Here is a 23,769-nt window from a genome sequence, read left to right as displayed (position 1 = left end):
GTCGGTGCCTTCGTCCTCATGATTCTCACGGGGCGTTGGTCGATGTGGTTCCTGCTGCCCGTGGCTCTGTACGCCCTCTACCGCACGCTGCTTCAGCGGCAGTACATCGTTGCGGCCCTGCAGACGCGTCGCATCCTCAAGGTGTATCCGTGGCAGGCGCACACGACTCCGGAGAGCGGCATCGGGCAGATCCCCCGAGCGAAATCCGGTGACGTCTGGCTGGCGTTCCCCGACCCGGACCAGCCCGGCGGCGTCGTCCGGATGATCCTTCACGGGCATGCGCGATCCGTCTGGTGGCGGCGCCGCCTCGGGCGTGGCTACGAGACGGAGAAGACCTCTCAGGTGGCCGAGGTGTGGTTCGCGGGCGATCCGCGGTTCGTCGGTGTCGTCGCGGTGCCGGGGCCTCGGCGTCTTTTCCTGCTCTATCAGCTCTCCTCCGGCAACTCGTCCGCGGAGAGCGAGTGGAACCCCTCGCCGGAGGCAGTGGTCATGGCCCGCCGCGCCGGGGTGCGTGTCACCGGCTGACCCAGTGCGCGGCGCCCTGAGGCCGTAGCGCCACCGGCCGAATCGACCACGCGGTGTTCCACAGCCGGTGAAGCGGGGTGCTCACCCCAGTCGCTTCGTCAGGGTGTACTCCGTCAGTCCCGGGGGATAGTCCGGGATCACGCAGACCACGTCGTAGCCGTGGCGCCGGTAGAAGTCGGGGGCCTGGAAGTCCCAGGTCTCCAGGCGGGCCGCCGTGCAGCCGCGTTCGGTGCGGGAGAGGTGCTCCGCGCGGGACAGGAGGTGGGAGCCGAGGCCCGCGCCGCGGTGGCGTGCGTCGACCCAGAGGTAGGTCACGTGCAGCCAGGTCGCCCAGGTGTGGCCCACGAGGCCGCCGGCGAGGGCGCCGGAGTCGTCCGACGCCCAGACGTGCAGCGGCACCTCGCGCCCGCCGGCCGTCCCGCGCAGCGCGGCGAGTACCGGGGACGCCGCCGTGTTCGTGTCCCGGAGGCGGGAGCGGAGAAGATCGCGCCGGTCTTTGTCGACTTCTGCCTCAATACGAAACATGCGGCACACCCTAAACGCGCTCGGTGGCCAGTTCTGCGAATTGCCTTCCCCTCCTGGCCACCGTCCGTACTCTGAGGAGCAGCACCGGTGGGGGCCGGTGCCGATCAGGGGGCGAGACAGTCGGGTACGACGCCCGAAGTGGGGGTAACTGTTCCGCACGGCGGCGGCCGTGCGGTCGTGGCCGCCCCCGGGCGTCGTGCCCGCGCCGGTCGGTGTTCTCCGGACGTTGGGGATCCCCTGCTCTGCGAGGAGCGTGGGGAAGGGGGTTTTCAGTGGTTCGCATCCGAGTCCTGGTCGTCGACGACCACCGCATCTTCGCCGAGTCGCTCGCCGCCGCTCTGGCCGCCGAGCCCGACGTCGACGTCTCCGCCGCCGGCTCCGGCCCGGCGGCGCTGCGCTGCATGGAGCGGGCGGCCGCCGAGGGCCGCCGGTTCGACGTGCTGCTCGTCGACGCCGACCTCGGCGGCAACGTGCCCGGCGGACGGCCCGCGGTCCCGGTGCAGGAGGGCAACGCGGACGGTCTGGTCGACGGGATCTCCCTGGTGGCCGGGGTGCGCGGGGCTCAGCCCGGCGTGCGGACCGTGGTGCTCGCGGAGAAGGACGACCCCCGGCGGGCGGCGCTCGCCCTGCAGGCCGGCGCCTCGGGCTGGGTGGCCAAGGACTGTTCGCTGTCCCGGCTGCTGACGGTCATCCGGGGCGTGCTGCGCGACGAGACCCATCTGCCCCCGGCACTGCTCACCGGCGTACTGCGCGAACTGACCGCTGCGCGCAAGCACCGCACCGACAGCGAGCGCCTGGTGGAGTCGCTCACCCCGCGGGAGCGGGAGGTGCTGCGCTGCATGGTCGCCGGGCTCGGCCGCAAGGCCGTCGCCGAGCGGCTCTATCTGTCCCCGCACACCGTGCGCACCCACATGCAGAACGTGCTGGGCAAGCTGGGCGTGCACTCCACCCTCGCCGCCGTCGCCCTCGCCCGCCGGGCCGGGGTCGGTCCGGCCGACCTAGCCGGGGATGTTGTCGAACGGGGCGGTCAACTGGCGTAGCAGTGCCGCCAGTTCGGCTCGCTGGGCGGTCGACAGCTCACCGAGGATCGCCCGCTCCTGGGCGAGCAGCCCGGCCAGCGCCTGGTCGGCGCGGTCGCGGCCCTCGTGCGTGAGGCGGACCAGCACCCCGCGCCGGTCGCTGGGGTCGGGCAGCCGCTCCACCAGGCCCTTCTTCGCCAGGCGGTCGATACGGTTGGTCATCGTGCCCGAGGTGACCAGCGTCTGGGTCAGCAGCTGTCCGGGCGAGAGCTGGTAGGGCGATCCCGCGCGCCTGAGCGCCGTCAGCACGTCGAACTCCCACGGCTCCAGGCTGTGCTCGGAGAAGGCCAGCCGACGCGCTCGGTCCAGGTGCCGGGCCAGTCTGCTCACCCGGCTGAGCACCTCGAGCGGTTCCACGTCGAGGTCCGGGCGCTCCCGGCGCCACGCCGCGACCAGCCGATCGACCTCGTCCTCCATGGCGATCAGTGTAGTGGTTGTGTCGACGTGAAGTCTCTTGATGTCGATCCTCTTGACGTCGAGATATATTCCGGGGAGAGTGGTGATCGTCGTGGTGCGCGCACCGGGCGTACCGCGCCGGGCGCGCCGCGGACGCCCAGCACCTCGAGGAGACGCCATGCCCGCCCACGCCACCAGCTGGGACCCCGCCCAGTACCTGCGTCACGCCGGCCACCGCGCCCGTCCCTTCACCGACCTCCTCGCCCGCGTCCCCGGCCTCCCCGGCGACCCGCCCCGCATCGCCGACCTCGGCTGCGGGCCCGGCAACGTCACTGCGCTCCTCGCCGACCGCTGGCCCACCGCCCGCATCACCGGCTACGACAACGCGCCCGAGATGCTCGACAGGGCCCACGTCGACCACGAGGGCCCCACCCCGGGCGGCGGCCGTCTGGACTTCGCGCCCGCCGACGCCCGGACCTGGACCCCAGCCGAGCCCTGTGACCTGATCGTCTCCAACGCCACGCTCCAGTGGGTGCCCGGACACGCCGGCCGCTTCGCCGACTGGATCGCGGCCCTGACCCCCGGCGGCACCTTCGCCTTCCAGGTGCCCGGCAACTTCTCCGCCCCCAGCCACACCCTCATGCGCGAACTCGCGCACTCCGCCCGCTGGCGCGACCGCCTGGCCGGCACCCTGCGCCACGACGACGCCGTGCTCGCACCGCGGACCTACCTGGAGAGGCTGACCGGCCTCGGCTGCGCGGCGGACGTGTGGGAGACGACGTACGTCCATCTGCTCCAGGGCGAGGACCCGGTCCTGGACTGGGTGAAGGGCACCGGCCTGCGCCCGGTCCTCACCGCGCTCGCCGACGACCCGGAGGCCAGGGGGCAGTTCCTCGCCGAATACCGCTCGGCCCTGCGCGAGGCCTACCCGACCGGCCCGCACGGCACCCCGTTCCCCTTCCGCCGCATCTTCGCGGTCGCCACGAAGGAGGCGTAGCGGATGATCGCCGCCGTCGACCACGTCCAGCTCGCCGCCCCGCCCGGCTGGGAGGACCGGCTGAGGGCGTACTACGCCGACGTCCTCGGCATGACCGAGATTCCCAAGCCGCCGGTCCTGGCGGCACGCGGAGGGTGCTGGTTCCAGGCCGGGACCGTCCGGCTGCACCTGGGCGTCGAGCAGGACTTCCGCCCCGCCCGGAAGGCCCACCCGGGGCTGCGGGTGACGGACATCGAGGCGTACGCGGCCCGTCTGGAGGCCCGGGGGGCGAAGGTCACCTGGGACGACGGCCTGCCGGGCCACCGCCGCTTCTACTCCGAGGACCCAGTGGGCAACCGGCTGGAGTTCCTCCAGCCGGCCGGCTGACGTCAGGAGGGGGTGCGGCCCAGGTGGGTGACCAGGATGCGGATCACGTCGTCGTCGATTCGGTAGAGCACCCGGTAGCGGCCGACTCGCAGGCGCCGGGCCTCCGGCCCGTAGACACTGGAGCCGGCGGGGCGCGGGGATTCCGCCAGTGCGTCGACGGCTTCGTAGACGGCTGCGAGGCCCTGGGGATCGTCCTTGAGGACGCGGAGCGCGGCATCGGTGGCGTTCGGCTCCCAGACGATGCGGTGGGTCACGGGCGCAGCCCCAGCATGCGTCCGACTTCCGCGTGGGGGATGCCCTCGCCGAGCGTGCCCTCAGCCTTGCGTCGCTCGTAGTCAGCCAGTGCCAGAGCGTCTTCCAGATCCTCTATCACCTGCGGAGACACGAGCAGCGCGGCCACGTGCCCATGGTCGGTGAGCGCGATGGTCTCGCGGCTGTGGGCGGCGCGGTCTATTGATTTCACTCGGTGGAGTGACGTCAGTTCTTGCGGTGGCCTATCAGGCGCGGCTTCTGCTCCAGGCCGTCCAGGCCGTGCCAGGCCAGGTTCACCAGGTGGGCGGCGACCTCCGCCTTCTTCGGGCGGCGGACGTCCAGCCACCACTGGCCGGTCAACGCGACCATGCCGACCAGGGCCTGGGCGTACAGCGGGGCCAGCTTGGGGTCGAAGCCGCGGCTCTTGAACTCGCGGCCCAGGATGTCCTCCACCTGGGTGGCGATGTCGGAGATCAGCGAGGCGAAGGAACCCGTCGACTGGGGAATGGGGGAGTCGCGGACCAGGATGCGGAAACCGTCCGTGTACTCCTCGATGTAGTCCAGCAGCGCGAAGGCCGCCTGCTCGCACAGCTCGCGGGGGTGGCCGGCGGTCAGCGAGCCGGTCACCATGTCCAGCAGGCGCCGCATCTCGCGGTCCACCACCACCGCGTACAGGCCCTCCTTGCCGCCGAAGTGCTCGTACACCACCGGCTTCGACACCCCGGCCTTCGCCGCGATCTCCTCCACCGACGTGCCCTCGAAGCCCTTCGCCGCGAACAGGGTGCGACCGATCTCCAGCAGCTGCTGGCGGCGCTCGGCACCGGTCATCCGGGTGCGACGCGCGCGCCGCGGCTTGTCATTGCTGGGGGTGCTGGAGTCGGTCGCCACGGCGACCATCATGCCGCCTCGGCGGTCTCCTCCCGGCGCCGGGAGCCGCCTTCCCGGTCCTTGCGGCGGGAATCGATACGCGAGCGTGACGGCCAGCGCACGTCGTACGCCCACCCGAGCCGCTCGCACCAGCGGATGATCCGGGCGGAGGAGTCCAGCTGCCCCCGCTCCACCCCGTGCCGGGCGGAGGTCGGGTCGGCGTGGTGGAGGTTGTGCCAGGACTCACCGCACGACAGGACCGCCAGCCACCACACGTTGCCCGAGCGGTCCCGCGACTTGAACGGGCGCTTGCCGACCGCGTGGCAGATCGAGTTGATCGACCACGTCACGTGGTGCAGCAGCGCGACCCGCACCAGCGAGCCCCAGAAGAACGCGGTGAACGCGCCCCACCACGACATCGTCACCAGACCGCCGATCAGCGGCGGCAGCGCCAGCGACACCACCGTCCACAGCACGAACTGGCGGGAGATCGTACGCAGCGTCCGGTCCTTGATCAGGTCCGGCGCGTACTTCTCCTGCGGCGTCTGCTCCTCGTCGAACATCCAGCCGAGATGGGCCCACCACAGGCCCTTCATCAGCGCCGGGACCGTCTCGCCGTACCGCCACGGCGAATGCGGATCGCCCTCGTGGTCGGAGAACCGGTGGTGCTTGCGGTGGTCCGCGACCCAGCGGACCAGGGGGCCCTCCACGGCCAGCGAGCCCATGATCGCCAGCGCGATCTTCAGGGGCCGCTTCGCCTTGAAGGAACCGTGCGTGAAGTGCCGGTGGAAACCGATCGTGATGCCGTGGCAGCCCAGGAAGTAGAAGAAGACCAACAGGCCGAGGTCCAGCCAGCTCACTCCCCAGCCCCAGGCCAGCGGCACCGCCGCCAGCAGGGCGAGGAAGGGAACGATGATGAACAGCAGCAGCGTAATCTGCTCGATCGAACGCTTCTGCTCGCCACCCAGGGTCGCGGACAGCGCGGTGTCGGTCGCCTTCGGGGCGTCGTCGATCACATCGGAGCTTGTGGTCATGGGCGTCCCCTGTGGGATCGAGGGTAGAGACAGGCTCAGGTGTCGAAGGGGGCGCGGAACCAGCCGGCTCCCTACGGTTCCGTAACCTACGGCGTCGTAAGTATGGCAGCGCCTCGCCGCGCGGCAAGAGCCCGCGAGCCTGCGCCTCCCGGTCGACACCTAGACTTGGAATCAGTCGGACAGCGCGGTCCGCTCTGATTTCTTCCCGGATGCCCCCCTCTCATGCGGCACCCACCGCGCGGGCGTGGCCACCGGGTTCCCCTCCCGGACGAGCTTCAACACTGCAAGGAGCCGCACCTGTGAGCAGTGCCGACGACCAGACGACGACCAGCAGCGAGCTGCGCGCCGACATCCGCCGACTGGGTGACCTCCTCGGTGAGACCCTCGTCCGGCAGGAGGGCCCCGAGCTCCTCGACCTGGTCGAAAAGGTCCGCCGCCTCACCCGTGAGGACGGGGACGCCGCCGCCGAGCTGCTGCGCGGCACCGAACTGGAGACCGCGGCCAAGCTGGTCCGCGCCTTCTCCACCTACTTCCACCTGGCCAACGTCACCGAGCAGGTCCACCGCGGCCGCGAGCTGCGCGCCCGGCGCGCCGCCGAGGGCGGCCTGCTCTCCCGCACCGTCGACCGCCTCAAGGACGCCGACCCCGAACACGTAAGCCAGACGGTCGAGCACCTCAACGTCCGCCCCGTGTTCACGGCCCACCCCACCGAGGCCGCGCGCCGGTCGGTCCTCAACAAGCTCCGGCGCATCGCCGCGCTCCTGGAGACCCCGGTCATCGACTCCGACCGCCGCCGCCACGACGTCCGGCTGGCGGAGAACATCGACCTCGTCTGGCAGACCGACGAACTCCGCGTCGTCCGCCCCGAGCCCGCCGACGAGGCCCGCAACGCGATCTACTACCTCGACGAACTCCACGCCGGCGCCGTCGGCGACGTCCTGGAGGACCTCACCGCCGAGCTGGAGCGGGTGGGCGTCAAGCTGCCCGACCACGTCCGCCCCCTCACCTTCGGCACCTGGATCGGCGGCGACCGCGACGGCAACCCCAACGTGACCCCGCAGGTCACCTGGGACGTACTGATCCTCCAGCACGAGCACGGCATCAACGACGCCCTCGACATGATCGACGAGCTGCGCGGCCTGCTCTCCCAGTCGATCCGCTACACCGGCGCCACCGACGAGCTCCTCACCTCCCTCGACGCCGACCTCGAACGCCTGCCCGAGATCAGCCCCCGCTACAAGCGCCTCAACGCCGAGGAGCCCTACCGGCTCAAGGCCACCTGCGTCCGGCAGAAGCTCGAGAACACCAAGCAACGCCTGGCCAAGGGCACCCCGCACGAGCCCGGCCGCGACTACCTCGGCACCACCGAACTCGTCGACGACCTGCGCGTCATCCAGACCTCACTGCGCGCCCACCGCGGCGAACTGTTCGCCGACGGCCACCTCAACCGCACCATCCGCACCCTCGCCGCGTTCGGCCTCCAGCTCGCCACCATGGACGTCCGCGAACACGCCGACGCCCACCACCACGCCCTCGGCCAGCTCTTCGACCGGCTCGGCGAGGAGTCCTGGCGCTACGCCGACATGCCCCGCGAGTACCGCGCCAAGCTGCTCGCCAAGGAACTGCGCTCCCGCAGGCCGCTCGCCCCCAGCCCCGCCCCTGTCGACGCGGCCGGCGCCAAGACCCTCGGCGTCTTCCAGACGGTCAAGCGCGCCCTGGAGGTCTTCGGACCCGAGGTCATCGAGTCGTACATCATCTCCATGTGCCAGGGCGCCGACGACGTCTTCGCCGCCGCCGTCCTCGCCCGCGAGGCCGGACTGCTCGACCTGCACGCCGGCTGGGCCAAGATCGGCATCGTGCCGCTGCTGGAGACCACCGACGAGCTCAAGGCCGCCGACACCATCCTCGAGGACATGCTCTCCGACCCGTCCTACCGGCGCCTGGTCGCGCTGCGCGGGGACGTCCAGGAGGTCATGCTCGGCTACTCCGACTCCTCCAAGTTCGGCGGCATCACCACCTCCCAGTGGGAGATCCACCGCGCCCAGCGCCGCCTGCGCGACGTCGCCCACCGCTACGGCGTCCGCCTGCGCCTCTTCCACGGCCGCGGCGGCACCGTCGGCCGAGGCGGCGGCCCCTCCCACGACGCCATCCTCGCCCAGCCCTGGGGCACCCTCGAGGGCGAGATCAAGGTCACCGAGCAGGGCGAGGTCATCTCCGACAAGTACCTCATCCCCTCCCTCGCCCGCGAGAACCTGGAACTGACCGTCGCGGCCACTCTGCAGGCCTCCGCCCTGCACACCGCGCCCCGCCAGTCCGACGAGGCCCTCGCCCGCTGGGACGCCGCCATGGACGTCGTCTCCGACGCCGCCCACGCCGCCTACCGCCGGCTCGTCGAGGACCCCGACCTGCCGACGTACTTCCTCGCCTCCACGCCCGTCGACCAGCTCGCCGAGCTGCACCTGGGCTCGCGGCCCTCCCGCCGCCCCGGCTCGGGCGTCTCGCTCGACGGTCTGCGCGCCATCCCGTGGGTGTTCGGCTGGACCCAGTCCCGGCAGATCGTCCCCGGCTGGTTCGGCGTCGGCTCCGGCCTGAAGGCGCTGCGCGAGACCGGCCTCGACACCGTGCTCGACGAGATGCACGAGCAGTGGCACTTCTTCCGCAACTTCATCTCCAACGTCGAGATGACCCTCGCCAAGACCGACCTGCGCATCGCACAGCACTACGTCGACACCCTCGTCCCGGACCACCTCAAGCACGTCTTCGACACCATCCGGGCCGAACACGAACTCACCGTCCGCGAGGTCCTGCGCGTGACCGGCGAGAAGGAACTGCTCGACGCCACGCCGGCGCTCCGGCAGACCTTCTCCATCCGGGACGCGTACCTCGACCCGATCTCCTACCTCCAGGTCACCCTGCTCAAGCGGCAGCGCGACGCGGCGGCCGCCGGCGAGGAGGCCGACCCGCTGCTGTCCCGGGCCCTGCTGCTCACCGTCAACGGCGTCGCCGCCGGCCTGCGCAACACCGGCTGACCCGGACCCTGACGCACGAAGGCCCCCGCTCCGACACGGAACGGGGGCCTTCGCCCTACGGGAGCCCGTCAGCCCCGGCGGACCGCACGCCGCCGGAACACCAGATAACCGCCCGCCGCCAGCAGCGCGGCCGCCGCGGCCGAGAGCGCCCCCACCGGGGCACCGGCACCGGTCTCGGCCAGATCGCCCGCGCCGCCCTGGGGCGACGGCGACGACGACACGGCCGCCCCCGCACCGGCGGACGCCGACGGCGAGGCCGCGGAACCGGCCGGCACGGAAGCGCCCGCCGACACGGACGCGTCGGCCGAGACGGAAGCGCCCACCGAGACGGACGCCGACGGGCCGCCGGATGCCGCGCAGTCCGTCCAGAACACCTTCTGCTTCGCGGCACCCTTCTCGCCGTCGAAGTTCCAGAACAGCTTGTAGTGCCCGTCCGGCAGCGACAGGTCCGGCGTCCGGCCGGCGCCCTCGGCGTCCAGCACGATCGACCCGGACTTCACCTCGACGCCCTTGGCCGCGGCCGTCGGAGCCCACGCCTCGATGTGCCAGGCCACCTGCTGCCCACCGTCGAAGCCGAAGGCGTCCAGGTAGAAGGAGCACACGTGCGGCTCGTTGCGGCGCGCCTCGGCGCCGGTCGCCGCGTCGTGGATCTTCACGGTGCCGTTGTCACCGCGGGGCGAGGCGTGAGCGGCCGGAACGGCCACGACCGCCGCGCAGACGCCGGCGGTCAGCGCGCCGGCGCGAATCAGGGTACGCATGGAGAAGGCCCTCTTCGGGAAGCGAAAGGAAGGTGTGGAGGGGGCGGTTCAGCTTCCACTCGCCACTGACCATGCGTCAATCACAAACCGGGAACGCTTGGAACCCGCACACACGTGGAGGTCGCCCCCACGCGGTCAAAGCGCCACGAACGCCGCCGTCAGCAACGCGAACCCCGCCCCCGCCAGCGCCCACGCCACCCGCGTCCGCCGCAGCCCGCCCGCCACCACGACCGACGCCAGCAGCAGCGCCCCGCCCAGCGGCACCCAGGCATACAGCACCCCGGCCGGACCCGAGCGCACCACCTCGTCCGTACCCGGCTTCACGATCACCGCGTACGTACCGCCCCTGCGCACCGTCACCGTCTGCGTGATCACGACCCGGCCCCGCGGCGTCGACCCCGGCGACACCGGCGTGTACCGGCCAGTGCACGCACCCTCCCCGCAGCGCACCACCGTGACCGTGCCGTGCTCCCGCCCCTTGGTCAGCATCACGTGCTGCGCGGTCCCCCAGGACGCCCACACACCCGCGATCAGGATCAGCACCGCGACCGTGCCCATCGCCGCGACCCGACCGAGCCGGAGCGCGGCGGCCGAGGCCTGACGGGAGCGGGTGAGGGTGGCGGGCATGGCCGGGATCATTGGCCATACCGTCGCACCCGGTCAACTCACAAGGCGGACAAGTCAGGAGTTGTACGAGCTCTGCGCCCGCTCCAGCCCCTCCGACACCAGACACTCCACCGCATCCGCCGCCCGGTCCACGAAGTAGTCCAGCTCCTTGCGCTCCGCCGACGAGAAGTCCTTCAGCACGAAGTCCGCCACCTGCATCCGGCCCGGCGGGCGCCCGATCCCGAACCGCACCCGGTGGTAGTCCGCACCCATCGCCTTCGTCATCGACTTCAGACCGTTGTGCCCGTTGTCGCCGCCCCCCAGCTTCAACCGCAGCGTGCCGTAGTCGATGTCCAACTCGTCATGCACCGCCACGACGTTCGCCACCGGCACCTTGTAGAAGTCCCGAAGCGAGTTCACCGGACCGCCCGACAGGTTCATGAACGACATCGGCTTCGCCAGCACCACCCGCCGACCCGCCGGCCCCGGCGGCCCGATCCGGCCCTCCACCACCTGCGCCTGCGCCTTCTGCGCCCGCTTGAACCTCCCCCCGATCCGCTCGGCCAGCAGATCCACCACCATGAACCCCACGTTGTGCCGGTTCATGGCGTACTCCGGCCCCGGATTGCCGAGGCCGACGATCAGCCACGGGACATTGGCGGGAGTGGTCACGTCCACATCTCCTCGATACGCGCCAGCCGCTGCCCCCGACGGGAACAGCGGCTGACAGAAACGACGACGGTCAGGCTCAGGCCTCGGCGCCGGCCTCTTCGCCCTCGACGGCCTCTTCGCCCTCGCCCTCCGGGGCCTCCTCGATCTGGGCCTGCAGGACCTGCAGCACCACGGCGTCCTCGTCCACGGCCAGGGTCACGCCGCTGGGCAGCTTGATGTCCTTGGCGTGGACCGAGGCACCGGCCTCCAGACCCTCCACGGAGACCGTCACCTGCTCCGGGATGTGCGTGGCCTCGGCCTCGACCGGCAGCGCGGACAGCACGTGCTCCAGCAGGTTGCCACCCGGGGCCAGCTCACCCTCGGCCTGCACCGGGATCTCGACCGTGACCTTCTCGCCGCGCTTGACCAGCAGCAGGTCCACGTGCTCCAGGAAACCCTTCAGCGGGTCACGCTGCACGGCCTTCGGGATCGCCAGCTCGTTCGCCTTGCCGTCGATGTCCAGCGAGATCAGGACGTTCGGCGTACGCAGCGCCAGCAGCAGCTCGTGGCCCGGCAGCGTCAGGTGCAGCGGGTCCGAGCCGTGCCCGTACAGCACACCCGGAACCTTGTCCTCACGACGGATACGGCGCGCGGCACCCTTGCCGAACTCGGTGCGCGTCGCGGCGGAGATCTTCACCTCGGACATGCTCTTCACTCCTCGCAGAAATTAAGGGGACTGGTCACCCGGCCACACGAACGGCCTGCTACGAAGAGCGCGTCGATTACGGACCACCGCATCCGCCGGAACAACGGAAACGGCCTCCCTCGCCGAGCAACTGGAGCAGTCTACTCGGCAAAGGAGGCCGAACCCAAAACGATCTACAGCGATCTACAGCGACCGACGGCGATCAGTCACGCCCCACCACAGTGACCGTCACTGCTCGTCGAACAGGCTCGTCACCGAACCGTCCTCGAACACCTCACGCACCGCGCTCGCGATCGTCGGCGCGATCGACAGCACCGTGATCTTGTCCAGCTCCAGCTCACCCGGCGTCGGCAGCGAGTTCGTGAACACGAACTCGCTCACCTTCGAATTCTTCAACCGGTCCGCCGCCGGACCCGACAGCACACCGTGCGTCGCCGTCACGATCACGTCCTCCGCACCATGCGCGAACAACGCGTCCGCGGCCGCACAGATCGTGCCACCGGTGTCGATCATGTCGTCCACCAGCACACAGATACGGCCCTTCACATCACCCACGACCTCGTGCACCGTGACCTGGTTCGCCACATCCTTGTCCCGGCGCTTGTGCACGATCGCCAGCGGCGCGCCCAGCCGGTCGCACCAGCGGTCCGCCACCCGCACCCGGCCGGCGTCCGGAGACACCACCGTCAGCTTCGAACGGTCCACCTTGTTGCCCACGTAGTCCGCGAGCAGCGGCAGCGCGAACAGATGATCCACCGGACCGTCGAAGAAACCCTGGATCTGATCCGTGTGCAGATCCACCGCGAGAATCCGGTCCGCACCCGCCGTCTTCATCAGATCGGCGATCAGACGCGCCGAGATCGGTTCACGCCCCCGGTGCTTCTTGTCCTGCCGCGCGTAACCGTAGAACGGCACGATCACCGTGATGGAGCGGGCCGACGCACGCTTCAACGCGTCGATCATGATCAACTGCTCCATGATCCACTTGTTGATCGGGGCCGTGTGGCTCTGGATCAGGAAACAGTCCGCGCCACGCGCCGACTCCTGATAACGCACATAGATCTCACCGTTGGCGAAGTCGAAGGCCTTCGTCGGGACAACCCCGATACCCAGCTCGTGAGCGACCTCCCCGGCAAGCTCGGGGTGGGCGCGGCCGGAGAAGAACATCAACTTCTTCTCGCCGGTCGTCTTGATCCCGGTCACAGCACTGTCTCCTCAGAGGTATTCACAGCTGGATGTCGAGAAGCCTCGTCAGCTGTCTGCGCGAAGCCGTCTCAGCTGGTGGGGTGCGGGTGGTGCACTTATCACGGTACGCCGTCCCGGACGTGCGTGATTCCCCTCAGACCTCGCCCTCCGGCTCCCGGGACGCCGCCTCGGCCGCCTTCGCCGCCGCGCTCCCGGGCCGCTTACGAGCCACCCAGCCCTCGATATTCCTTTGCTGGCCACGGGCCACGGCCAGCGAACCCGGCGGCACGTCCCGCGTGATCACCGACCCCGCGGCGGTGTACGCCCCGTCCCCGATCGTGACAGGAGCCACAAACATGTTGTCCGAACCGGTACGGCAGTGCGACCCCACCGTCGTGTGGTGCTTGTCCTGCCCGTCGTAGTTCACGAACACGCTCGCGGCGCCGATGTTCGAGTACTCACCGATCGTCGCGTCACCGACGTACGACAGATGCGGCACCTTGGTGCCCTCACCGATCGACGCGTTCTTCGTCTCGACGTACGTGCCCACCTTCGACTTCAGCCCCAGCCGCGTACCCGGACGCAGATACGCGAACGGCCCCACCGAAGCCTCCGCACCGATCACCGCACCGTCCGAGACCGTGTTGTCCACCCGCGCCCCCCTGCCCACGCGCGTGTTCGTCAGCCGGCTGTTCGGCCCCACCACACAGCCCTCACCCAGCTGCGTCGACCCGTGCAACTGCGTCCCCGGCAGCACCGTCACGTCCTGCTCGAACACCACCGTCACATCCACCCACGTCGTCGCCGGATCCACGACGGTGACACCCGCCAGCATCGCCTCCGTCAGCAGCCGGTCGTTCAGCGTCCGGCGCGCCTCGGCCAGCTGCACCCGGTTGTTGATCCCCGCGATCTCCCGGTGGTCCTCCGCCACACAGGCGCCCACCCGGTGCCCGGCCTCCCGCAGGATGCCGAGGACGTCCGTCAGGTACTCCTCGCCCTGGCTGTTGTCCGTCCGCACCTTGCCCAGCGCCTGGGCCAGCAACCGCCCGTCGAACGCGAACACCCCGGAGTTGATCTCCCGGATCGCCCGCTGCGACTCCGTCGCGTCCTTGTGCTCCACGATCGCCGTCACGGCCCCCGAGGCCCCGTCGCGGACGATCCGGCCGTAACCGGTCGCGTCCGGCACCTCGGCCGTCAGCACGGTGACGGCGTTGCCGTCCTCGGCGTGGGTCGCGGTCAGGCTCTGGAGAGTCCTGCCGGTCAGGAGCGGGGTGTCCCCACAGACGACGACGACGGTCCCGTCCACGGACCCGCCGAGCTCCTCCAGCCCCATCCGGACGGCGTGCCCGGTGCCCTTCTGCTTCTCCTGCACCGCGGTACGCGCCTGAGGGTCGACCTCGGCGAGATGCGCGGTGACCTTCTCCCGCGCGTGCCCGACCACCACGACCAGGTGCTCGGGCTTCAACTCACGGGCGGAGGCCAGCACATGACCGACCAGGGAACGGCCGCAGATCTCGTGCAGGACCTTGGGTGTGGCCGACTTCATACGGGTGCCCTCACCCGCTGCGAGAACGACGACGGCTGCCGGGCGAACGGAGCTCACGGGATGCCCTTCGGCTTTTGGGTGGGGTGGACATCCGCAGGATACCGGGGTGGTTCGTGGGGGAGACGAGAGCGGGCCCTGACTGGGAAGTCAGGGCCCGCATCGTGACAGCTCCCCCATCAGGATTTGAACCTGAACTTAAGGGACCAAAACCCTCAGTGCTGCCTGATTACACCATGGGGGATGAAACTCGCCCGAACCGGACATTTGGTCAGTCCGTCGAGTCGGCACCCCACACTATGCCGCACCAAGACCCTTCGATGCGACGGTACAAGTCCGCGCCCTTCAGGACTTTGATCACGAGGCAGCCCCGATACGCGGCGCCGATGTTCTTGCGAACCGTCTTGGGGTTGTGCTTCTTGAGTGTTGTCTTGTTGAACGCCGAAGAGTCGGCGCCGACGAGCTCGGCCCAGTACCGCTCGGCTCCGGCCACGTCCGCGCTCTCGTGGATCATGACGGTGAAGCGGAGACGCTCGCGCTCGATGCCGACCAGGTCGAGCCAGGCGAGGAATACCTTGATCACGCCCGGGTCGCTGTTGACGAACGTCACGTTCTCGCGGCGCTCGTAAGGCTTGTCCTTGCTGCCCTCCGCCCAGTACAGGCTCACGCCCACCAGGAAGAGCTCGCGGGGCGAGAGGCCGCCGATCGCCTGCTTGGCCATCGCCTGCTTGGCCATCGCCTTCGTGCGCTGCCGCTCCTCGTCGCGGATGCGCAGTTTCGCTTCCCAGCCCTTCCGGGCGATGGCTGCCGCCTCCCCAGGGCTGCGCTTGCGCTCCGGCTTCGGCAGGTCCCGCACCCACAGTGACACCGAGCTCCGTGAGCAGCCCAGCTCCGCCTCGATCTGGTCGTAGGTCCAGCCCTGGAGGCGCAGCTCGCGTGCCTTTGCGCGGAGGTCGTCCTTGGCTCGCGGGCGCTTCGTCCACGCCGGCGGCGCCTCCCCTTTCACCAGTTGATTGAGGATGTCGTTGTTGAAGACCTTCAGTTCGTCGCGGATCTGCCGAAGGCTGTACCCCTCGCGCCGCAGCGTCACCGCCCGCTCCCGCAGGCTCTCGAAGTCCGCGTACTTGCTGTGTGAATGTGCCATGGGCATACCGTCCGGCCGGAATGGAGTGGTCCGGGGTTGAACGGGGGCTGGTTCAGTAGTTCGAGGGATATCAGCTGGTTTTGCTGCTATTCGATTACGGAGTGTGGTGTGGGCCAGTAGCGGAAACTCGCCGGAAAAGCCGGGGGCGGCGCCCGTAGGCTGGAGTCATGACCACGACGGGGGAAGACCGCGCGGCGGCCGTGACCGGGCCGTGGTGGTGGGCGCGGTGGCGCAGTGCGGCGCTGGACGGGAGTCTCGCGCTGGTGTCCGCTCTGGAGTGCGGGGCGGAGGGGATTCCCTTCGCGCGGGACGCGGGGATCCCGGTGTCGGCGGGGATCGTGTTCGGTCTGGTGGCCGGGTCCGTGCTGCTGGTCCGGCGGCGGTGGCCGATCGCCGTCGTGCTCGTGTCGATCGCCGTCACGCCGGCCCAGATGGGTTTCCTGATGGGCATCGTCGGCCTGTACACGCTGGCGGCGTGTGAGTTGCCGCGCCGGGTCATCGCGGCGCTGGCCGGGATGTCGCTGCTGGGCACGATGATCGTGACGTTCGTGCGGGCGCGGCAGGACATGGCGCGGGGGGATCTGACACTGGGGGACTGGTTCGTGCCGTTCGCCGCCGTCACCACCTCGCTGGGGCTGACGGCTCCTCCTGTGCTGCTCGGGTTGTACGTCGGCGCGCGGCGCCGGCTGATGGAGAGCCTGCGGGAGCGGGCGGACAGCCTGGAGCGGGAGTTGCAGTTGCTGGCGGAGCGGGCCGAGGAGCGGGCGGAGTGGGCTCGGGGTGAGGAGCGGACGCGGATCGCGCGGGAGATGCACGACGTGGTCGCTCATCGGGTGAGTCTGATGGTGGTGCACGCGGCGGCGTTGCAGGCGGTGGCGCGCAAGGACCCGGACAAGGCGGTGAAGAACGCCGCGCTGGTGGGGGACATGGGGCGGCAGGCGTTGACCGAGTTGCGGGAGATGCTCGGGGTGCTGCGCAGTGGGGAGGGCCAGGGTCGGCGTGAGCCGGTGGCGGTCCCGCTTGTCGCGGTGGGGGTGGCGGCGGCCGCGGCGGCGTCGCGGGGTGCGGGTGAGGAGCCGGGTGCCGAGGGGCCGTGGTTGTCGGAGCTGGACGAGTTGATCGGGCAGTCGGCGGCGGCGGGGATGGTGGTGAACCTGTCGGTCGAGGGGGAGTCGCGGTCGTATGCGGCGGAGGTGGAGCAGACGGCGTACCGGGTGGTGCAGGAGGCCTTGACGAACGTCCACAAGCATGCGGCGGGGGCGAAGACGCGGGTGCGGGTGGCGCACCGGGTGTCGGAGATCGCGATGCAGGTGGAGAACGAGCCGCCGCCGGAGCCGGGGTCGGCGTCGGCCGCGCGGCTGCCGTCGGGAGGGAACGGTCTGCTCGGGATGAGGGAGCGGGTGGCGGCGCTGGGCGGAGTGTTCGTGTCGGGGCCGACGGATGCGGGTGGTTTTCGGGTGTCGGCGGTGATTCCGGCTTCGTAGTGCCGGTTGGTGCGTCAGCCTCCGGTCAGGCGAGTGGGCTGGGTGCCGGAGACGAGGGCGGTGAGGGCCTGGTCGATGTCGGGGCCGAGGTACCAGTCGCCGGTGTGGTCGAGGGCGTAGACGCGGCCTTCGGTGTCGATGGCGAGGAGGGAACGGGTCTCGGTCTCGGTGCCGAGGGGGCAGACCTCGCTGTCCAGGGCGCGGCCGAGGTCGCCGAGGGTGCGGGCCAGGTGGAGGCCGTGCAGGGGGTCGAGGTGGAGGGCGGCGGGGGCGATCTGGCGGCCGGGTCCGGTGGGGGTGATGCGGAGGCCGCCGAATTCGGCCCAGGCTTCGACGGCGGCGGGGAAGACCGTGTGGCGGTGTCCGGCGGGTGAGGTGTGGTCGCGCAGGGTGTCGGCCCAGCTCTCGGCCTGTCTTATGTCCCAGCGTCCGGGTTGCCAGCCGGCGGCGCGCAGGGCGGCGTCGACGGGTACGGCGAAGCGGGTGGTGGAGGTGCGGTCGGTGTGCATCTGCCCTATGTTGGCCCGTTCTTGCCTGTGTGTGCCTGTGCGTCGGTGGAACTGTGCGTCTGTTCGCTTGTTCGTCGTGGTTCGCCCGTGGGTTCCGGGTGTCAGTCGTCGGTGGCGGTGGGGTCGACGATGCGGACGCCGAAGTGGGCGCTGAGTGCGGTGCAGGCCCGGCAGGGGGTGGCGAAGCTGCCGTGCAGGGGGTCGCCGGCCTCGCGGATGCGGCGGGCGGTGAGTTTGGCCTGCTTGAGTGCTCTGCGGGCTTCGCCGTTGGTCATGGGTTTGCGTGCGGCCCGTTTGCTGCGGGCCGCGTCGGCGCCCGTGATGTGCCGGGAGATGAGGATGGTCTCCGCGCAGCGGCCGGTGAAGCGGTCGCGTTGGGCGCTGGTGAGGGTGTCGAGGAAGTCCTGGACGAGTGGGTGGAGGGCGGGGGGCTGGTCGCCGCGGGCGGCGGTGCCGGTGAGGGTGGCGCCGCGGACGGAGAGGGCGGCGGCGACGGTGGGGAGTATGCCGTCGCGGCGGTGGCGCAGGGCGGGCGCGTGGGGGGTTTCGGCGCTGCTCCAGCCGATTCGCGGGTCGCCGGATGCGTTGGTGTGCGGTCCCGTCTGTGTCGCGCTCATGATCATCATCCCCTCCCGAGCATCCCCCGGAAGAAGACAGACTGCCAAATGCCTTGGCCGGTGCGGAAGCTGGGGCGGTGCGACACGCCCGGGCAGGATCGGTCCGTCACGCGGGGGTGACGGCTGGTCACGGAGGTGGAGGCCCGGTGACCGGTGAAGCGGTACCGCATAGGCTGTCGGCACCGCGATCGGTGCGGTCAACGCGTTGGAGAGAAGTAGTCGATACGGGCAGTGGTGGGCCGGCGCAGGAGCCGGCGGCCGCGGGCCGTACAGAGTGCCGCAGGGGGCAACCGCCATGACGACAGGTCGGCTCGGGCAGCAAGCCGCGCCGCCGAACGCGGCCTATGCAGGGCAGGTCGTGCACTTCCCGGATCCGGTCCGGGCCACCCGCCACCCGAGGGGGGTGCGGATGGACGAGCGCGGTTATCCCGACTTCTCGCCGTACGCCCGGGCGGTGGCGGAGATCGCGGAGCCGCCGGAGGGTTTCGGTGTCGACGAGTTGCGGCTGACGGACTACGTGTCGGCGAACGCGGCGCTGGCCGCGACGGGGCACGAGTTGTGGGACACCGTGCCGGATGTGGCGACGCCGCACGGCTGGACGTGGCACCACGTGCCGGGCGGCCGCCGGTTGGAGCTGGTGCCGGTCGAGGTGAAGGCGTTGCTGCGGCACCACGGCGGGATCGCGACCGCGAAGGTCGACCAGACCAAGCGGGGCACGCGGCCGTTGCAGGAGACGCGTCCGGCGCACTTCGGGCTGCCGAAGTCGGGTGTGGCGGTCTCCGAGCAGGCGGTGCAGGGGGTCGAGGAGGACCTGGGGTACCGGCTGCCTGGCCCGTACCGCTCGTTCCTGAAGGCGGCGGGCGGTTGCGCGCCGGTCGGGACGGCGCTGGACGCGGAGTTGGGGCTGCTGGTCGACCAGCCGTTCTTCACCGTGCGTGAGGAGGCGGCGGTCAACGACCTGGTGTATGTGAACAAGTGTCTGCGCGACCATCTGACGAAGGACTATCTGGGGGTCGCGTTCGTGCAGGGCGGTCTGCTCGCGGTGAAGGTGCGGGGCGACCGGCAGGGTTCGGTGTGGTTCTGCGCGTACGACGACGCGCGTGACGTGGATCCGTCGTGGTCGCCCGCGGAGCGGGTGGAGCGGCTGCTGCTGCCGTGCGCCGCGGACTTCGACGCGTTCCTGTCCCGACTGGCGGGTTCTCCGCCGGAGTTGGAGACGGTGGCGAATCTGATGGTGGACGGCGGTTTCGCGCGGGTCGTGCCCGTCTCTTCCGTGTCGTCGGTGGGGGAGTGAGCTGAGCGATGGTGACCTTCGCGCAGGCGCAGGAGCGCGCCGAGGAGTGGATCAACGGGGACGTGCCCTCGTACCAGCACCGCGAGGTGCGGGTGCGGGAGTTCGAGCTCGGTTTCGTGGTGTGGGCCGAGGACCGTGCGGACGGGCCGCGTTCGGACGGGGGCGCGCAGCGGCTGGTGATCGCGCGGGACAGCGGGGAGGCGACGCTGTGGCCGTCGCTGCCGGTGGGTGAGGTGATCCGCCGGTACGAGGAGGAGTACGGCCGTCCGGACGTGCCCGCCGAGCCGGCGCCGGCGCCTGCGGCGCGGGTGGATCTGAATCAGACGTCGTTCCTGCTGAGTCCGCCGGAGTGGTTGCAGGAGGCGGCGGACAAGCTGGGGATTCCTGACCGGAGGTCCGGGGCCGCGTCCGGGACGGGAGCCGGGGCCGGGGCCGGGGCCGGGGCCGGCAGTGGTGCCGGGCCGGCTTCTGATGCCGGTGTCGCTTCCGGGACGGCTGCCGGTTCCGGTGCCGGTGGGGTTTCGGGTGTGGCCGGGGGCGGGGCGCTGCCCGAGACGCAGGCCGGGGTGCCGGCCGGTTCCCCGGTGTCGGGCGGCGCGGCGTGGCCGGCCGCCGGTGGAGGTGCGGAGGACGCCGGTGCGCCGTCCGGGAGCGGCGCGGGTGCGCCTGGGGCTCCGGCCGGGATGGGTGCGAGTGCGCCGGGGACTCCGGCGGGGGCCACGCCGTGGGCGGGTACGGACACCAACGCCGACGCGGGGGAGGACCGTTCCGTGCCGCTGCCCGCGACGGTGTTCGCGCCGCAGCTGAGCGACTCCGGCGACGGCACCCCGCCGCCGTCGTCCGTGCCGGACGCGAAGACGGCGCTGATGGCCGGTGGCAGCCGGCTTCCGCGTACGGCCATGGCGCCGGCGCTCGACGACCCGGCCGCACAGCACACACCGGGCGGGCCGGGCGCGTCCCAGGGCGGTACGCCGCCTTCGCCGCCCGGCGCTCCGGTTCCGCCTCCGGGCGGTCCGCAGGGCACGCCCCCGCCTCCGCCGCCCGGCGCGTCCTCGTACGGGTATCCGCAGGGGCCGGGCGGGGCCGCGGCCGCGCCGCCGGCTCCGGGTGGTCCGGCCGGTCCGGGGCGCCCGCTCGCCGCGAACGCCGGGGACATCGCCGACGCCGCGACCAGCAAGGCGGCGCCTCCGCCGCGCCGTGGACACGGTGGCGGGTCGGCGCCGCCTCCGCCGCCGGGTGCCCCGGGGACGCCGGGCGCGCGGCCGGGCGGGACGCCCGCGCCGGACACGCCTCCGCCGCCGGGCGCCCCCGCGGGCGGGTACGTGCGGACCCAGCTCGTGTCCTCGCTCGGTCCCGACGGCCCCGAGGGCGCCGCCGGTCCGGGCACGCCTCCGCCGCCGGGTGCCCCGCAGCCGCCCGGTGCTCCGGGTGTTCCGGGCGCGCCGAACACGCCTGGTGGTACGCCTCCGGGCGGGGTCCACCATGCGGCCACGATGCTGGCCGATCCCAGTCAGCTCGGCGGTGCGCCGCAGCCTCCGGGTCCGCCGGGCCCGCCCGGCGCGCCGGGAGCGCACGGTGCCCCGGGCGCTCCCCATGCCCCGCAGCCGCCCGGCCCACCCGGTGTTCCGGGTGTTCCGGGCGCGCCGAACACGCCTGGTGGTACGCCTCCGGGCGGGGTCCACCACGCGGCCACGATGCTGGCCGATCCCAGTCAGCTCGGTGGTGCGCCGCAGCCTCCGGGTCCCCCCGGCCCGCCCGGCGCCCCCGGTGCTCCGGGCGCACCCGGGATGCCCCCAGGCGCCCCGCAGCCGCCCGGTGCGACGCCTCCGCCTCCTGGTGCGATGCCCCCGCCTGGTGCGATGCCCCCGCCTGGTGCGATGCCCCCGCCTGGTGCGATGCCCCCGCCTGGTGCGATGCCTCCCCCCGGTGCGATGCCCCCGCCCGGTGCGATGCCCCCGCCGGGCCAGCCGCCCGTGCCCGGTCAGGCCATGCCCGGTCAGCCCCTGGTGCCCGGTCAGCCCGTGCCGGGCCAGCCGCCCGTCCCCGGGCAGCAGCCTCCGGCGTACGGCTATCCGCAGCAGGGGCAGCCGATCGTCGGCCCCGGCTATCAGGCCGTGCTGCGCTACCGCGCGCAGGACGGGTCGGAGCAGCAGCTGATCCGGCGGTCCGCGCCGGGCACGCCGCACCCGGAGTGGCAGATCTTCCACGAGCTGCGCGCCATGAACGTGCCGCCGAACCAGGTGCTGGAACTGCACACCGAGCTGGAGTCGTGCGAGCTGCCCGGCGCCTACTGCGCGCGGATGATCCGCGAGCAGTGGCCGCAGGCGCGTATCGCGTCGATCGCGCCGTACGGCACGGATCACGCGAGCCGGCAGCAGGGGATGCAGCAACTGCTGGCGCACCAGGGTGAGTTGCACCAGGTCGCAGACGGTCCGGCGCGGCCGGGGCCGGTGCGGGCGCCGCTGCCGCCGGTGCAGCCCGCGCCGCCGGTTCCGCCGGAGGCGATCGGGCAGGAGCTGGCCGGTGCCTTCGGGCCGGGAGTGTTCCGGTTCGAACAGGCGGCGGTCTCCCGGCAGGGTGTGCCGCCGATCGTCGCGCACACGCTGGTGGCGGCCGGTCTGCCGGTGGACATGGGCCCGTTCTTCTGGGCGCAGGCCCAGCCGGGCCGTCCGGTGCCGACGCTGGCTGAGCTGGCGGCCGAGCGCGGGGTGCAACCGGCGCCGGACGCGGGCTCGTACCTGGTCATGGGCAGCGACTTCGGCCGGGCGATCTGTGTGCAGTACGGCACGGCGAACATCGTCGCGGTGCCCGTGGAGGCGGGGCCGGGCGGTACGTCCGTACCGCCGCAGTTCGTGAACACGGGTCTGCCCGAGTTCGCGCGCTGCCTGGCGCTGCTCGGGCGGATGTGGCGGCTGCGGTACGGGCTGAACCAGGAGCAGGCGGGCCGCTGGACCGTCGACTTCCAGGCCCAGCTCGCCGCCCTGGACCCGGCGGCGCTGGGTTCGCCGGAGAGCTGGTGGTCGGTGCTGCTGGAGCAGATGTGGGACGGGCTGCTGTGACCCGTTGAGGCGGGTGCGAGGGCCGGGCCCGGTCGGATGACCGGGCCCGGCCCCTTTTTGTTCACCGCAGCTCGGCTCTCGCCCGTATCCGGCATTACCCCTTGCCCGGAGTGTCGCGTTATGGACATTTATGCCCGATACCTCAAGATGTGCGCGACGTCGGCTGGCGGCGTCCGTGCGGCGGGGGTCCGGCGGAAGGGGTTCCAGGATGGGCAGCACAGCGGTGTCACCTCACGGCTTCGCGGCCGTACGGGGACGCGGCTACCGGCCGGAGCAGGCCGATGCCTGGGTGGCGGCCCTCTCCGACGACCGGGACGCCGCCTGGGAGCGCGCCGCGCGGCTGACCGTCCTCGCCAGGAACATGGAGGCGGAGGCCCTCGCCCTGAGGGAGACCGTGGCGCGGCTCGCCCCGCAGACGTACGCGGCCCTCGGTGAGGGCGCCCGGCTGCTTTTCGAGCTGGGGCAGCGGGAGGCGCAGGAGGTCCGGGAGCGCGCCCGGCGGGAGGCGCGGCACGTGGTGGACGAGGCGCGGGCGGACGCGGAGGCCGTGCTCGAAGCGGCCCGGACGCACGCCGAGGCCGTGCGGACGGCGGCCGAGGAGACCGCCCGGCAGCGGCTGCTGGCGGCGCGCGCGGAGGCCGACGAGATCCGGGTCTCGGTGCGGCGCGAGGTGCGGGAGGGCCGGGGCGAGGCGCTGGCCGCGCTGCGGGAGGTGCGGCACCGTGTCTGCGGGATGCTCGCCGAGCAGTCCCGCGAGCACGCCGAGCGGTGGGCCGAGGCGGAGCGGGAGCTGGCCGGGCGGCAGGCCGCGCTGGAGGCGGAGTACGCCGGGCGCGTGGTGGCCGCCGAGGCGGCGCTGGCCGAGGCGGCCGAGGCGCTCGCCGCCGCGGAGGAGGCGGCGCGGCGGGCACCGGAGGAGGCGGGGGCGCGGGCGGCGGAGGTGCTGGCCGAGGCCCGGGCGCACGAGGAGCGGATCGGCCGGGAGACCGAGGAGGTGCTGCGGGAGCACGGCGAGAGATGGGACGACGTGCGCGCGCAGATGGACTCGGTGCAGGACAGCATCACCACCCTCACCGGGCGGGCGTGGGCGGAGTAGCCGAGCAGAGGACGGCGGGCCCGTTCGGCGGGGGTGCCCCGGACCGT

The 23,769-nt window shown here is 71.9% G+C and carries 24 protein-coding genes; 9 read left to right on the top strand and 15 right to left on the bottom strand.

The window, feature by feature from the left end; genetic code table 11:
- Window positions 1-18: 18 nt before the first annotated feature.
- A complete protein-coding gene (locus ACF1A5_RS18705; RefSeq protein ID WP_392193951.1) occupies window positions 19-525 on the top strand; it encodes a hypothetical protein in 507 nt (168 codons plus the stop codon).
- An 81-nt stretch (window positions 526-606) separates the two neighbouring features.
- Here ACF1A5_RS18705 and ACF1A5_RS18700 read toward each other — a convergent pair whose 3' ends face one another.
- The gene (locus tag ACF1A5_RS18700; protein WP_392193950.1) at window positions 607-1,050 is read right to left on the bottom strand and encodes a GNAT family N-acetyltransferase; all 444 of its coding nucleotides are present in this window, start codon (window positions 1,048-1,050) and stop codon (window positions 607-609) included.
- Between the two features lie 272 nt (window positions 1,051-1,322).
- Here ACF1A5_RS18700 and ACF1A5_RS18695 point away from each other — a divergent pair, with 272 nt between their 5' ends.
- On the top strand, window positions 1,323-2,090 hold the full coding sequence (locus ACF1A5_RS18695; protein WP_392193949.1) for a LuxR C-terminal-related transcriptional regulator: 768 nt from the start codon (window positions 1,323-1,325) through the stop codon (window positions 2,088-2,090).
- Here ACF1A5_RS18695 and tamR read toward each other — a convergent pair.
- Window positions 2,049-2,546: a MarR family transcriptional regulator TamR gene (gene tamR / locus ACF1A5_RS18690; RefSeq protein WP_392193948.1), complete on the bottom strand. Its 498-nt coding sequence runs from the start codon at window positions 2,544-2,546 to the stop codon at window positions 2,049-2,051. The genes ACF1A5_RS18695 and tamR overlap by 42 nt on opposite strands.
- Window positions 2,547-2,703: 157 nt before the next feature.
- Here tamR and ACF1A5_RS18685 point away from each other — a divergent pair, with 157 nt between their 5' ends.
- Both ACF1A5_RS18685 and ACF1A5_RS18680 read left to right on the top strand, forming a co-directional pair.
- The gene (locus ACF1A5_RS18685) at window positions 2,704-3,522 is read left to right on the top strand and encodes a trans-aconitate 2-methyltransferase (RefSeq protein ID WP_392193947.1); all 819 of its coding nucleotides are present in this window, start codon (window positions 2,704-2,706) and stop codon (window positions 3,520-3,522) included.
- A gap of 3 nt (window positions 3,523-3,525) precedes the next feature.
- Window positions 3,526-3,888: a VOC family protein gene (locus ACF1A5_RS18680; protein ID WP_392193946.1), complete on the top strand. Its 363-nt coding sequence runs from the start codon at window positions 3,526-3,528 to the stop codon at window positions 3,886-3,888.
- A 2-nt stretch (window positions 3,889-3,890) separates the two neighbouring features.
- On the opposite strand, the gene ACF1A5_RS18675 is transcribed toward ACF1A5_RS18680, so the two are convergent.
- From ACF1A5_RS18675 to ACF1A5_RS18660, 4 genes are read right to left on the bottom strand one after another with little or no spacing between them, the layout of a single operon-like run.
- Window positions 3,891-4,142, bottom strand: coding sequence for a type II toxin-antitoxin system RelE/ParE family toxin (locus tag ACF1A5_RS18675; protein ID WP_392193945.1), 252 nt, complete (start codon window positions 4,140-4,142; stop codon window positions 3,891-3,893).
- Entirely contained in the window at window positions 4,139-4,369 is a 231-nt protein-coding gene (locus ACF1A5_RS18670; RefSeq protein ID WP_392194061.1) for a type II toxin-antitoxin system prevent-host-death family antitoxin, read from the bottom strand. The genes ACF1A5_RS18675 and ACF1A5_RS18670 overlap by 4 nt, the downstream gene beginning before the upstream one ends.
- Entirely contained in the window at window positions 4,366-5,040 is a 675-nt protein-coding gene (locus ACF1A5_RS18665) for a TetR family transcriptional regulator (RefSeq protein WP_392193944.1), read from the bottom strand. Before ACF1A5_RS18665 ends, ACF1A5_RS18670 begins: the two co-directional genes overlap by 4 nt.
- Window positions 5,037-6,041, bottom strand: a complete 1,005-nt coding sequence (locus ACF1A5_RS18660; RefSeq protein WP_392193943.1) for an acyl-CoA desaturase — start codon at window positions 6,039-6,041, stop codon at window positions 5,037-5,039. The genes ACF1A5_RS18665 and ACF1A5_RS18660 overlap by 4 nt, the downstream gene beginning before the upstream one ends.
- Window positions 6,042-6,340: 299 nt before the next feature.
- On the opposite strand from ACF1A5_RS18660, the gene ppc reads away from it, so the two are divergent.
- Window positions 6,341-9,070: a phosphoenolpyruvate carboxylase gene (gene ppc, locus ACF1A5_RS18655; protein ID WP_392193942.1), complete on the top strand. Its 2,730-nt coding sequence runs from the start codon at window positions 6,341-6,343 to the stop codon at window positions 9,068-9,070.
- A 68-nt stretch (window positions 9,071-9,138) separates the two neighbouring features.
- Here the strand turns inward: ppc and ACF1A5_RS18650 are convergent, their stop codons facing one another.
- From ACF1A5_RS18650 to ACF1A5_RS18620, 7 genes are all read right to left on the bottom strand, one after another.
- Window positions 9,139-9,828 (bottom strand): LPXTG cell wall anchor domain-containing protein, encoded by a 690-nt coding sequence (locus tag ACF1A5_RS18650; RefSeq protein ID WP_392193941.1) that lies wholly within the window; start codon window positions 9,826-9,828, stop codon window positions 9,139-9,141.
- Between the two features lie 135 nt (window positions 9,829-9,963).
- On the bottom strand, window positions 9,964-10,467 hold the full coding sequence (locus ACF1A5_RS18645) for a hypothetical protein (protein WP_392193940.1): 504 nt from the start codon (window positions 10,465-10,467) through the stop codon (window positions 9,964-9,966).
- A 42-nt stretch (window positions 10,468-10,509) separates the two neighbouring features.
- On the bottom strand, window positions 10,510-11,112 hold the full coding sequence (gene pth, locus ACF1A5_RS18640) for an aminoacyl-tRNA hydrolase (RefSeq protein WP_392193939.1): 603 nt from the start codon (window positions 11,110-11,112) through the stop codon (window positions 10,510-10,512).
- A gap of 70 nt (window positions 11,113-11,182) precedes the next feature.
- The gene (locus ACF1A5_RS18635) at window positions 11,183-11,791 is read right to left on the bottom strand and encodes a 50S ribosomal protein L25/general stress protein Ctc (protein ID WP_392193938.1); all 609 of its coding nucleotides are present in this window, start codon (window positions 11,789-11,791) and stop codon (window positions 11,183-11,185) included.
- A 228-nt stretch (window positions 11,792-12,019) separates the two neighbouring features.
- Window positions 12,020-12,994 (bottom strand): ribose-phosphate diphosphokinase, encoded by a 975-nt coding sequence (locus ACF1A5_RS18630; RefSeq protein WP_392193937.1) that lies wholly within the window; start codon window positions 12,992-12,994, stop codon window positions 12,020-12,022.
- A 136-nt stretch (window positions 12,995-13,130) separates the two neighbouring features.
- Window positions 13,131-14,579 (bottom strand): bifunctional UDP-N-acetylglucosamine diphosphorylase/glucosamine-1-phosphate N-acetyltransferase GlmU, encoded by a 1,449-nt coding sequence (gene glmU / locus ACF1A5_RS18625; RefSeq protein WP_392193936.1) that lies wholly within the window; start codon window positions 14,577-14,579, stop codon window positions 13,131-13,133.
- A 211-nt stretch (window positions 14,580-14,790) separates the two neighbouring features.
- The gene (locus ACF1A5_RS18620; RefSeq protein ID WP_392193935.1) at window positions 14,791-15,663 is read right to left on the bottom strand and encodes a hypothetical protein; all 873 of its coding nucleotides are present in this window, start codon (window positions 15,661-15,663) and stop codon (window positions 14,791-14,793) included.
- Between the two features lie 167 nt (window positions 15,664-15,830).
- Between ACF1A5_RS18620 and ACF1A5_RS18615 the strand changes: the two genes are divergently transcribed.
- Window positions 15,831-17,147 carry a sensor histidine kinase gene (locus ACF1A5_RS18615; RefSeq protein ID WP_392193934.1) on the top strand — a complete coding sequence of 439 codons (1,317 nt, stop codon included), beginning with the start codon at window positions 15,831-15,833 and terminating at the stop codon, window positions 17,145-17,147.
- A 14-nt stretch (window positions 17,148-17,161) separates the two neighbouring features.
- On the opposite strand, the gene ACF1A5_RS18610 is transcribed toward ACF1A5_RS18615, so the two are convergent.
- A complete protein-coding gene (locus ACF1A5_RS18610; protein WP_392193933.1) occupies window positions 17,162-17,656 on the bottom strand; it encodes an SUKH-3 domain-containing protein in 495 nt (164 codons plus the stop codon).
- 101 nt (window positions 17,657-17,757) lie between these two features.
- Window positions 17,758-18,282 (bottom strand): YwqJ-related putative deaminase, encoded by a 525-nt coding sequence (locus tag ACF1A5_RS18605; protein WP_392193932.1) that lies wholly within the window; start codon window positions 18,280-18,282, stop codon window positions 17,758-17,760.
- Between the two features lie 286 nt (window positions 18,283-18,568).
- Here ACF1A5_RS18605 and ACF1A5_RS18600 point away from each other — a divergent pair, with 286 nt between their 5' ends.
- The 3 genes from ACF1A5_RS18600 to ACF1A5_RS18590 all read left to right on the top strand — a co-directional run bounded on the left by ACF1A5_RS18600 (window position 18,569) and on the right by ACF1A5_RS18590 (window position 23,722).
- Window positions 18,569-19,567 carry an SMI1/KNR4 family protein gene (locus ACF1A5_RS18600; RefSeq protein WP_392193931.1) on the top strand — a complete coding sequence of 333 codons (999 nt, stop codon included), beginning with the start codon at window positions 18,569-18,571 and terminating at the stop codon, window positions 19,565-19,567.
- A gap of 8 nt (window positions 19,568-19,575) precedes the next feature.
- Complete coding sequence (locus ACF1A5_RS18595; RefSeq protein WP_392193930.1) at window positions 19,576-22,626, top strand: SUKH-4 family immunity protein; 3,051 nt, start codon at window positions 19,576-19,578, stop codon at window positions 22,624-22,626.
- 208 nt (window positions 22,627-22,834) lie between these two features.
- Entirely contained in the window at window positions 22,835-23,722 is an 888-nt protein-coding gene (locus tag ACF1A5_RS18590) for a cellulose-binding protein (RefSeq protein ID WP_392193929.1), read from the top strand.
- Window positions 23,723-23,769: the final 47 nt, after the last annotated feature.

The sequence above is a fragment of the Streptomyces sp. NPDC014864 genome (assembly GCF_043081525.1).
GTDB lineage: Bacteria > Actinomycetota > Actinomycetes > Streptomycetales > Streptomycetaceae > Streptomyces.
Note: the sequence above shows the minus strand (reverse complement) of the source record. Positions and strands in the feature narration are given on the sequence as shown.

Excerpts from the sequence above, each read along its gene's own strand:
- ACF1A5_RS18665 (WP_392193944.1), bottom strand. The coding sequence starts at position 5,040 with ATGATGGTCGCCGTGGCGACCGACTCCAGCACCCCCAGCAATGACAAG.
- ACF1A5_RS18610 (WP_392193933.1), bottom strand. The coding sequence starts at position 17,656 with ATGCACACCGACCGCACCTCCACCACCCGCTTCGCCGTACCCGTCGAC.
- ACF1A5_RS18600 (WP_392193931.1), top strand. The coding sequence starts at position 18,569 with ATGACGACAGGTCGGCTCGGGCAGCAAGCCGCGCCGCCGAACGCGGCC.
- ACF1A5_RS18650 (WP_392193941.1), bottom strand. The coding sequence starts at position 9,828 with ATGCGTACCCTGATTCGCGCCGGCGCGCTGACCGCCGGCGTCTGCGCG.
- ACF1A5_RS18685 (WP_392193947.1), top strand. The coding sequence starts at position 2,704 with ATGCCCGCCCACGCCACCAGCTGGGACCCCGCCCAGTACCTGCGTCAC.
- ACF1A5_RS18680 (WP_392193946.1), top strand. The coding sequence starts at position 3,526 with ATGATCGCCGCCGTCGACCACGTCCAGCTCGCCGCCCCGCCCGGCTGG.
- ACF1A5_RS18700 (WP_392193950.1), bottom strand. The coding sequence starts at position 1,050 with ATGTTTCGTATTGAGGCAGAAGTCGACAAAGACCGGCGCGATCTTCTC.
- ACF1A5_RS18595 (WP_392193930.1), top strand. The coding sequence starts at position 19,576 with ATGGTGACCTTCGCGCAGGCGCAGGAGCGCGCCGAGGAGTGGATCAAC.
- ACF1A5_RS18645 (WP_392193940.1), bottom strand. The coding sequence starts at position 10,467 with ATGATCCCGGCCATGCCCGCCACCCTCACCCGCTCCCGTCAGGCCTCG.
- ACF1A5_RS18660 (WP_392193943.1), bottom strand. The coding sequence starts at position 6,041 with ATGACCACAAGCTCCGATGTGATCGACGACGCCCCGAAGGCGACCGAC.
- ACF1A5_RS18615 (WP_392193934.1), top strand. The coding sequence starts at position 15,831 with ATGACCACGACGGGGGAAGACCGCGCGGCGGCCGTGACCGGGCCGTGG.
- tamR (WP_392193948.1), bottom strand. The coding sequence starts at position 2,546 with ATGGAGGACGAGGTCGATCGGCTGGTCGCGGCGTGGCGCCGGGAGCGC.
- ACF1A5_RS18590 (WP_392193929.1), top strand. The coding sequence starts at position 22,835 with ATGGGCAGCACAGCGGTGTCACCTCACGGCTTCGCGGCCGTACGGGGA.
- ACF1A5_RS18705 (WP_392193951.1), top strand. The coding sequence starts at position 19 with ATGATTCTCACGGGGCGTTGGTCGATGTGGTTCCTGCTGCCCGTGGCT.
- ACF1A5_RS18635 (WP_392193938.1), bottom strand. The coding sequence starts at position 11,791 with ATGTCCGAGGTGAAGATCTCCGCCGCGACGCGCACCGAGTTCGGCAAG.
- ACF1A5_RS18605 (WP_392193932.1), bottom strand. The coding sequence starts at position 18,282 with ATGATGATCATGAGCGCGACACAGACGGGACCGCACACCAACGCATCC.
- ACF1A5_RS18620 (WP_392193935.1), bottom strand. The coding sequence starts at position 15,663 with ATGGCACATTCACACAGCAAGTACGCGGACTTCGAGAGCCTGCGGGAG.